We start from the raw sequence: 7,076 nt of genomic DNA on the forward strand, positions 1-7,076 counted from the left end.
GGGTTCTCCCTTCGCATCACCGATCTGGTGCCACTCAACACCGAATTGTTCGGCAACTCCTCGACAACTGTCACGGTTGCCAATCATGACGGCCGGGGTGGCGAGCAGTCGCTTGTCGCGCATCGAACGAAGCAGTGCGAGGGCAGGTTCCGGCCGGTAGGTCGTGCAAATGGCCAGTCGAGGAAGTCGCGAACGGGACTGATGTTCATCCCGCGACCAGGTTCGAATCGACAGGCCTTTCAGTCGGCCGATTTCGTTCATTTTTTCACGAAGTTCAGCGACGCTCTCGGGCCCCAGAGGCCAATCAATGCGGAGCAACATTGCGAACAGTCGTTCGGAATCGTGATCGTACATCTGGATTTCGTAGATGTTGGCCCCTGCCGCCGAAACAAGATGAACAATCGGGTCGGCCAGCCCTCGGTTATCCGGCCCCACTGCAGTGATCACGACTTGCATGGCGGTTTTTTCTACCCCAATAAAAAATCGAACGGCTCCGAAGAGCCGTTCGACATGACTGTTGAATTCATCAAGCCCAATCGAGGCGATGATTGTTGCCGGAGAGTGCCCGTTCGATCAAGACCGCTCTTGTCGGAGACCATCCCGCCTTGGCAAGTGGGCTTATTTCACCGCGTCCCACCACCAGCGTCCGACAGCGACCGACTGAACCTGCTGAACTTTGGCAGTTTCTTCCAGCTGCGGAGCGAGCTTGTTGCGAACAGGGTCTTTCGCAAGGGCCATCACGTCGCATCGGACCCCACCAGCTGCCTGGACTACGATATCGCGGCCTCGGTAAACCCGGTGGTTGACAACCGATTCCACTTCCGTCGCGGCAGGATAGCTGGCTGGTGCATAGCCACCATTGGGAGCGAAGACTCCCATGTTCCAGCCGGTTTTGCCTCGCAGGTCTTCAGACTGGATCAGGGCCGAGCACAGGGCCATGTTGAAGATGTTCTGAGCGTCTGCGAAGACCAGGTCTTTCTTTGCCAGCGTCGCATAGTGGGACGTGAAGTTCTGCGCGAACAGACGATTCGTTGGTTCGGACTTGCCGGTGGGGACATGCTTTCCTTCGGCGGTCACCAACTGGTTTTCCGAAAGGCACAGGACCGACGAGCCCTGAATTTCGAATGTGTTACGATCTTCGCTGTGCATCACAGCATCGCACTGAATGGTGAGCCACCATCGCAGGGCGTCCATATTGGGTTGAGCCTTCTGTTCGGCAACAGGCAGCAGATCGAAGTAACCGGGAATCTCCTTACCGGCTGGCAACTTGTTGATGCCAATCAGCTTCATCCGGTAGTCCGCTTCCACGATGACGCGAGCCACACGACTTTCAGCGGGGACACCCCAAACCACGACGTCCTGACGTCCCAGTTTCTGCTGGATCTGATTGACCCAGGCGCCGACGCCGCCCTTGTTGATTGGTCCTTTGGCCTGCGATTTCTCAACGAATTCCTTGAGGGCTTTCACCCCTTCATCGCGAGTGTTGATGGAGCAGCCAAAGTCCGCGTTCCCGCGGGCGAAGGTCCGCAGCACTGTCACCAGGTCATCCAGCTGGAGGGTCGGCTGACCGTCGCGAACAGAAACGGGCTGGCCTTGTTCGTTGTACTGCCAGCCCGCAGCAGGCCCGGCAATGACGATTTCATTCGATTCGGGAACGGCAAAGACATACTTAATGTGCGAGAGACCGGCGAGCTGCGACATCGTTTCGGGGACGGGAAGTCCCTCTTCAATGCGCCGCGCGACAGCTCGTTCGAGACGTGTCAGCGAGACCATACGGAGTTCAGAGTATTGAGCGACATCTTCATTAATGTCGGCCTGGCGGGCTTTCACACCCAGCGAAGCGAGTTCGCCCGATTGCTCTGCAGCGCTGACGCGATGCAGCAGACCTGTGGGAGAGACCTTCACACCAGTGGGGAAGGGGGACATTGCTCCACCTTCACCGTCTTCTTCTTCCCATTTGGACTTCGTGTTTTCACGAATCAGTCGCATCAGCGTTTGGAAGTCAGCCTGAACGCCCCCTTGAAGTGCTCGAGGAGCAGCAGGAGCGTTCTCGAGTCTCGAACGGCGCGGGATACGTTTAAGAGTGCCAGCGGCGGCGTCCGTCTCTCCGGCGGCCTGCTGCGCAGCGGCGACCTGGGTCAGCAGGGCTGCTCGCTCTTCGGGAGTCGGAGCGACAAGGGCCTGATCCAGAGCCAAGCCGAATTCTCCTGCACTCAGGTGATCGGCAACGACTGCGGCATGGTTCATTTGAGCTGGCGAATTGGCAGCTTGCGAAGCAGTGGACATCGCAATGAGACATCCGCACAGGGTCAACGACCGATGAAGAAAAGTCGTATTGAAGTTCAATCGGCCAAATCGGACCATGTCAGGTTCCTAGTCGTGGACAAGACGGATTGTGACGATGACGCCGTCAAAAGGGGACAAAGTTGCATTCAAAACAAACCAACCCACTATCGATTTAGAATCGTCCTTCAGCACTGCTTCGTCAAGAAAATTCTGCACATTCTGCTGATGAAGGGGCGACGCCCTGGCGTTCAACCCCACAATCCGATCAGACGTTAGAATACTCTGTTGAGTTACAGTTGATGGGCAGATGACAGCAGTGAGTTGCACCCTCATCGCCCCACACCACCAGAGACATCCGCGGGAGAACAATTTGCCAGAACTGCCTGAAGTCGAAACCATGGTTCGTGGTATCCGACCGCAGATCGTCGGTCGGACGATCTGCGATCTCAGTGAATGCGAAAACGGTTGCAAGCCGATTCTCATCACACCGAAGTTCACTCAATTGCGAAAACGGCTTGTGGGAAAGCAGTTTGCCGGCGTTCGGAGAGTTGGTAAGCGGGTCGTGTTCGACGTGTCGGATGGTACGATCGTGGCCGTCGAACCGCGGATGACAGGGTTGATGGTGCTGGCCGATCCTCCTGACGTCAGCCACTTGAGACTGCGGTGGGATTTTGAAGGAGACGATCAGTATCCCTCTTTGTGGTTCTGGGACCGGCGAGGCCTGGGAACGGTCTCTCATTACCTTTCTGGAGAGTTTGAGGAGCGCTATGGCCCCAAGTGTCTGGGACCGGATGCCCTGGAGATGACTCTGGAGATGTGGCGCGAGCGGTGTGCCGCTTCAAACCGGGAAATTAAGGTCTTGTTGCTCGACCAGAAGAGGGTAGCGGGGATCGGTAATTTGTATGCGAGTGAGATTCTGCATGTGGCGGGGATTCACCCTTCGACGCCAGCGAAGATGTTAAACCCGAGGCAGGTCGAGCGACTGGCGGCAGCGGCACAGGAGGTTCTTTTGAAAGCGATTGAGTGTGAGGGCTCGACTCTTTCTGATGGGACGTACCGCAACGCACTGAACCAGAATGGCAGCTACCAGAACCTGCATCGAGCCTATATGCGAGCCGGTTCGCCCTGTCTTTCCTGCGGAAGTGAGGCCATCCAGAGGATCGTCCAGGCACAGCGATCCACGTTTTACTGCCCCGAATGTCAGAAAATGAAAACTTCATCCAGAAAAGGAAGTGTGAAATGACCGGAGCCCCGCGTAAACCTGCGACGAAGCTGCCTCACCTGCGCAAGCAGATGCAGAAGAATCAGATCGCTCAGAAAGCCAACAAGCTCAGCACTGTCAGGAGGAAGTCGTCTGGCTCAGGGAAATGAGCAGCATCATCCCGTCACCGCGCTGAGGAGGAAACAATTGTGCGGAGACCAGGAAAGCAGGCAGTCTGAAAGTGAGAAAATGGGCTGTCTGTGAAAAACAGCGTGCCGGACATACGCTTAAAAGCGGTAAATTATCCCGTGCCAATAAATGAAGAAGTGCTGGGGTTGACACGAATTCTGTAGACTCTACAATTTGACGGTCGCAAGGAAATTGCGCTGACAGCCTGAAAGACTCGAAAAGCACGGATGAAGAAAGGGCTTGGCCCTCGGAGTTGTGGGAAATGTTAGTTCTGTCGCGGAAAAAAAACGAGAGCATCATTGTTGATGACAGCATTGTCATCACGGTCGTCGAAATCCGCGGCGACAAGGTTCGACTTGGCATTCAAGCACCGAGAGAAGTTTCCATTCATCGGAGCGAAGTGCGCGACGCAATCGCCTCTTCAGAATCTGCAGCAACTTCTCCGTTCCCAAGCCTTGAACAAAAGTCGGTGGCCGAGTAAAACTCGCCCCCCGCAACGAAACCGGGACGAAAAAAATTCACCCCGGTTTGTTGCAATCCCTGCCGTCCGTTGTTATTAATCCGCAGCGAAAAAATCGGAAGCCGCGACTAAAGAATCCGGCACCAAACTCCGATCTTGTTCTCGCTTCTGATTAGTTTTGCGAATGACGGCCCCATCGTCTAGAGGCCTAGGACATCGGATTTTCAGTCCGAGAACTGGGGTTCGAATCCCCATGGGGTCAGTAAACGTCCGAGTCCTTTACTGGGCTCGGACGTTTTTCATTTATCACAACGCAAGTTGTACTGATTAATCCATAACGACTTGGCGATTTGTCGTACTGATCAGAATGATGCTCGAATCCGACCGCACTCGGTTTTGAGAAAGAAAGATTCCCATATAAGAATAAGCCCGAACCCGCCGGAACTGAGATCTCTCCCGCTGGATCGCTTGCGACCTATCACGAGCTCCAGAACTGGAGACAGCATCACAACCGGTTTGACCCCGAGGGTTTAGAGCGGCGTTTGGTATGATCCCAGGCAGGGCCATCGCTCGACAGCCGTCGTCTCGCGTGCGTCTGGAGACGAGTGGCAAGCGTCAACAATGTTTCAGGCAGCAATGCATCCCGCAGCAGATAATCAACTCTCGAGATTAGAGGCACCCATCACGTGGCGAAGAAGATCTCTAAAAAGGTGAGGGTCGATTTCCGGAAGAATCGACAAAACTCTGCTCGCCAGAACGATTTTACCAGGCAGATCCATGCCGACGAGTCCGTTATCGAGGATATCGACCGCGAACAACGGGTCTCTGGAAAAGGGGCTCTGACAAGACGACGAACGATCTTGGGTGAGCAGGGCGAGGGAGATCACGTTGTCCTTGCCGTCGATCAAGCTGCCTGCCTACGAGGGCGGGTCATTTCGGCGATCGGCTCAACACAATGCACCGTTCAGGTCGACGAGGGTCAAGAGGGAAGCGGCACACGATTTGAGTGCACTGTCCGTCGCGTTGTCCGAACAGTTGCCCGGAATGCACGGAACGCAGTTGTCACAGGAGATCGCGTTCTCTTCCTCCCGGGTAAGAACCAGTGTGGGGTGATTGAACGCGTGGAGCCGCGGCAGGGAATTATCGCTCGCGGTCATCAGTACAAGCAGCACATCCTGGTGGCAAATGTGTCCCAGGTGGCGATCATTTCATCAGCCGATGAACCGCCGCTGAAACCCGCCCTGATAGACCGCTTTGTCGTCAGCGCGGCAAAAGGGGAAGTTCGGGCGATCATCGTTATTAACAAGTGCGATCTCGTCGACGTGGCTGACCTGCAGCCGATGATCGGACACTATGCTCAGGTCGGATACACCGTCGTTGCGGCGAGTGTTCCGTCCGGTTTAGGGATCGCATGGCTGCGACGGCTGCTCAAGCACCAGCAGACCGTTTTTACGGGTCAAAGCGGTGTGGGCAAATCGTCGCTGTTGAATGCCATTCAACCTGGCCTGTCAATGAAGACCGGCGACATCAGCCGCGTCACTCAGAAAGGTCGACACACAACTCGGTTCGCCCAGCTTCAGGAATTGTCTTTTGGGGGATGGGTGGTCGACACGCCCGGAATTCGCCAATTGGAACTCTGGGACGTGCATCCTGGGGAGATGGAAGGCTATTTCATCGAGTTCCGCCCATTCGTACCCAGTTGTAAGTTCCCCGATTGCCTTCATCTGGTGGAAGAGGGATGTGCCGTGAGGGAGGCGGTCAAACAAGACCTGATCTCGCAGATCCGATATGAAAGCTACATCAGGCTTGTCATTGGAGACGACTGACGCAATAACGATTATGTAACAGACAGACCGCCGTTGAAACCGGGAAGATCAAGACCATATAGTAAACGTCAGTCACCCCGCGCCCTGATACGGGGTTAACTATAAACCGTGGATCAACTCTCGATGCGTTTCGGAGGGGGGTGAATCCAATGTTGCCGTGGATGGTGGGGACAGCTGCTATCGCCCTGGCGACCCTTTCCGTGGTTTATGTACGTCACCGAAAACGCCGCATTCGGATGCTCGGTCAGCTCGCACAGCAACGAGCCAACTGGGTTAACGAGCACCACTTCACGATCCAGGGACCAGTCAATATACAAGAGCATTGCCGGGCATTCGCCCGCGAACGACTCGTACGTGTCGAGAATTTCTTATCCTTCTCAGACCTGGAGCTTTTGCAATCCGAGGCGACGAGAAACCTTCCAAGAATGGTTTCCAGCTACATACCGACGCACAAGAAAGGGCATACGCTTTCGTACGAGAATATTCAGCGTCACGCGAGAAATTGCGTCGGATTGTATCACTCGGATGAACTGAGAGAGTGGGTTTCAAGTATCGCAGGGATACCTGTTTTCCCTACTCCTGACGGCGACCAAAGCTCGTTATCACTATTGTGCTACCGGGAAGCGGGAGACCATATTAACTGGCACTACGACCACAACTTTTATCACGGACGTCATTTTACGGTGCTGCTCTCGCTGGCCAACGAATCGCCCAAGGGCGGGGTTTCAAAAAGCAAGTTGATGAGAAAAACATCCAAGGGCGAGGAATCAATCGATACCTCAGCAAACGTCCTTGTTCTTTTTGAAGGTGCAAAAGTACTTCACCGAGCAAGCCCCACGGACGAGGGAGATCTACGCATCATGCTGAGCATGACATTCTGCACCGATTCAAGAATCAGTCCACTGAAAGAGATCGCGCGTCGTGTTAAGGACACCGCCTTTTTCGGTCTACGAGCGCTTTGGGATTAGCTGCCCCGAAGATCTGCAGCCCCACAATTTTTTTCCCTGCATGGAGTTGTCAGCCATGCGACAAAGAGGCGAACGAAGTGACGGTTTTGATGCGTCACTTCGTTCGGAAACGAACCGACTTAATCGCCTGAATCCAATCAGGATTA

Annotated in this window: 7 protein-coding genes and 1 tRNA gene; 6 read left to right on the plus strand and 2 right to left on the minus strand. The window is 54.7% G+C overall.

The features are described from left to right. Both VGE80_RS22465 and VGE80_RS22470 read right to left on the minus strand, forming a co-directional pair. The coding region (locus tag VGE80_RS22465) for an ACT domain-containing protein (protein WP_440594202.1) at nt 1-456 on the minus strand (456 nt) is incomplete at its 3' end. A gap of 162 nt (nt 457-618) precedes the next feature. Next, nucleotides 619-2,364, minus strand: a complete 1,746-nt coding sequence (locus VGE80_RS22470; RefSeq protein WP_373650860.1) for a DUF1598 domain-containing protein — start codon at nt 2,362-2,364, stop codon at nt 619-621. Between the two features lie 292 nt (nt 2,365-2,656). Between VGE80_RS22470 and mutM the strand changes: the two genes are divergently transcribed. The 6 genes from mutM (at nt 2,657) to VGE80_RS22500 (ending at nt 6,930) form a co-directional block, all read left to right on the plus strand. Beyond that, nucleotides 2,657-3,529 (plus strand): bifunctional DNA-formamidopyrimidine glycosylase/DNA-(apurinic or apyrimidinic site) lyase, encoded by an 873-nt coding sequence (gene mutM, locus VGE80_RS22475; RefSeq protein WP_440594203.1) that lies wholly within the window; start codon nt 2,657-2,659, stop codon nt 3,527-3,529. Next, the gene (locus tag VGE80_RS22480) at nt 3,526-3,657 is read left to right on the plus strand and encodes a hypothetical protein (protein ID WP_397571094.1); all 132 of its coding nucleotides are present in this window, start codon (nt 3,526-3,528) and stop codon (nt 3,655-3,657) included. The genes mutM and VGE80_RS22480 overlap by 4 nt, the downstream gene beginning before the upstream one ends. Nucleotides 3,658-3,938: 281 nt before the next feature. Then, complete coding sequence (gene csrA, locus VGE80_RS22485) at nt 3,939-4,157, plus strand: carbon storage regulator CsrA (protein WP_373650858.1); 219 nt, start codon at nt 3,939-3,941, stop codon at nt 4,155-4,157. Nucleotides 4,158-4,325: 168 nt separating this feature from the next. Beyond that, nucleotides 4,326-4,398: transfer RNA gene (locus VGE80_RS22490), tRNA-Glu, on the plus strand. 424 nt (nt 4,399-4,822) lie between these two features. Then, nucleotides 4,823-5,962 (plus strand): ribosome small subunit-dependent GTPase A, encoded by a 1,140-nt coding sequence (gene rsgA / locus VGE80_RS22495; RefSeq protein ID WP_440594204.1) that lies wholly within the window; start codon nt 4,823-4,825, stop codon nt 5,960-5,962. A 149-nt stretch (nt 5,963-6,111) separates the two neighbouring features. Beyond that, on the plus strand, nt 6,112-6,930 hold the full coding sequence (locus VGE80_RS22500) for a HalD/BesD family halogenase (protein WP_440594205.1): 819 nt from the start codon (nt 6,112-6,114) through the stop codon (nt 6,928-6,930). Nucleotides 6,931-7,076: the final 146 nt, after the last annotated feature.

It is taken from the genome of Schlesneria sp. (genome assembly GCF_036405755.1).
Lineage (GTDB): Bacteria > Planctomycetota > Planctomycetia > Planctomycetales > Planctomycetaceae > Schlesneria > Schlesneria sphaerica.